Annotated in this window: 2 protein-coding genes; both read right to left on the reverse strand. The window is 45.6% G+C overall.

What is annotated here, in order from left to right; genetic code table 11:
- Positions 1–173: 173 nt before the first annotated feature.
- Positions 174–1,097 (reverse strand): YeiH family protein, encoded by a 924-nt coding sequence (locus QTO00_RS18005; RefSeq protein ID WP_331426003.1) that lies wholly within the window; start codon positions 1,095–1,097, stop codon positions 174–176.
- A 128-nt stretch (positions 1,098–1,225) separates the two neighbouring features.
- On the reverse strand, positions 1,226–2,532 hold a 1,307-nt coding region (locus tag QTO00_RS18010; protein WP_331426004.1), incomplete at its 5' end, for an MFS transporter.

Below are 2,532 nucleotides of genomic sequence, written 5' to 3' on the forward strand. Positions count from 1 at the left end.
ATGATAAAGGCAATCTTGGTTTTTGCAGTGATTTTGCAGATCATTGTAGCCGTACAAAGCGAGGGTCTTGCCCGTTCACTAGCCGAACTAACTGCATTTCTGCTTGTCTGCGCCTTCGTGTTTAATCTAAAAGCGTCTAAGCGAAGCAAACTACAAGGCAATATTGATAACGCTTAAGCTAGGGTCAGCCAAGCGAGCGATGTCGTTGAAATTAAAATCCACAGCGTCACCCCAAACAATAATGGCTTAGGTCCTGCAGATTTGAGCTTTTCCACTGAAATGCCACAGCCGATTAAAAACAGACACACAACCAAAGCCCGTTTTGCTAAGTCGAATACGGTTTGATAAACGGTATCAAACTGAGGCATTAGGTCGCTGATTGCAATCGCTGCGCAGTAGAACAAGATGAAGTAAGGAATGGTGATTTTCTTCGATTCATTGCGAAATAGGAATGCACTAAAAATAGCGACTGGAATGATCCACAGTGCACGCGCCAGTTTTAGCGTGGTTGCGGTGGTGAGTGCTTCTTCGCCATAGGCAGACGCTGCGCCAACCACGGATGACGTATCGTGAATAGCGATGGCGGCCCAAGTACCAAACGTATGTTGGTCGAGGTTTAATGCGTGGCCGATGACCGGGAAAACAAAGAGAGCAATAGAGTTAAGTACGAATACCGTCGCCAGTGATAGACCAATTTGTTCATCGTTGGCTTTAATCGCAGGTGAAACAGCGGCAATTGCGCTCCCACCACAGATAGCGGTACCTGAAGCTATCAAGTAGCCAGTTTCTCTGTTCAGTCTCATTGCTTTAGCGACCCACCAACCAATGATTAGCGTACTGACAATTGTCACGACGATAATACCAATACCGTCAGAAGTGACTGCCAATGCTTGCTCAAACTCAATCCCGAACCCTAGGCCAACGATCGAGTAGGCGAGCAGCTTTTTGGTTAGCTTTGCGAAGTTGAGCTCTTCTGGCACCAAGCCGAGAGATGCTAATAAAAAGCCGATAACTAACGCGGTTGGCGAGGTAATAAAAGGCGCTAAGCAAAGCAGCAATGCAAGCCAAAAAGGGAGATGTTTCTTAACGTTAGTCATGGATGAAAGCTGTTTTAACCGAGCAATGAAAACAAGTGAGCAGTTTACCGAACTCTACATGATAAGTAGAGCTGAATGAATTGAACAAGCGTTAAGACAAACTGAACGCTTGTTCCTGATGGTGATGATTAACGCCATTCGCCTCTGAGTTTGGATACTTGCTCTTGCATTGTTGAGGTTGAAGCGTCTTTTGATTTAACTGGATTACCGACTTCAATTTCAATTTTAGACCAGAACCGAGTCGGTAGTCCTTTGCAAGCAGAGCCCTTGTAACGGCTGAAGTAACTTCCCCAAAGGCCTTTGATAGCAATTGGAATGACGGGTACAGGGCTGCGTTTAAGGATCAGATCCATCCCGCGCATAAACTCACCAATTTCACCATCGGAGGTTAAGCGACCCTCAGGGAAGATACAGACAATGTGTCCTTCCGCGAGTGCTTGTTCAACTTCACTGAATGCTCTGATGATGGAACGTCTGTTAGTCGCTGAAATTGGAATAACGCCCGCCCGCTTTAAAAAACGTTTAAGCGGTGGCAGGTTTGCATACTCTTCTTCCATCACAAAGCGTATCAGCCTTGGGCAAACCGCACTTAGTAGCAAGGCGTCCATGTAGCTAACATGGTTACAGACTAGAAGAGCACCGCTTTTCTCCGGCAAGTTGTGGGTGTTTTTATGTGTCACTCGGTACATAGTATGAGTGACGATCCAAGTTAAAAAACGCACCACAAAAATAGGGACTTGTAGGAATAAGTAGCCGGCGATTAAGAGGTTTAATCCGGCGAGCAGCAAAAACAGTTGTGGGATCGAGAGGTCGAGCACGCTTAGGCAAACAATGCCGAGTATTGCACTTCCTACCATGAATAGAGAGTTATAAATGTTCAAAGCCGCAATAACTTGCGCTCTTTCACTAGGTTTAGCTCTTTGTTGCATTAGGGCATAAAGAGGCACAATAAATACACCGCTAGAAGCGCCAAGCAATAGCAGATAAGCAAATACAGACCAAAGTGGTTTGTACGTTACAAACTCTGAAAAGCTAGCGAATTCAGGTAAGTACTCTGGTATAGATGTGGCCATTAAGTAGCCGAATACGGAAATCCCTAAACTACCGAGCGGCACGATTCCTACTTCAATACGGTGGTTAGATAGTTTGTCACAAGCTAGAGAGCCAACCGCAATGCCTACCGAAAATAGTGCGAGTAAAAAAGACACAGCGCTCTCTGCGCCATTAAGGTGAAGCTTGGTAAAGTTTGGGAACTGAGTTAGATAAGTTGCGCCAAGAAACCAGAACCAACTGATTGCCATCAGCGCTCGGAAAATTGTTTTATCGGCTTTGGCAATGGCGATGGTCTGTTTTGTTTGTTTCACAGGTTGCCATTTGAACTTTAACTCGGGTGCACTAGCAGGCGCTTCAGGTATCGAGCGACTAGAGATATAAC

The organism is Vibrio sp. M260118 (genome assembly GCF_036533755.1).
Taxonomy (GTDB): domain Bacteria; phylum Pseudomonadota; class Gammaproteobacteria; order Enterobacterales; family Vibrionaceae; genus Vibrio.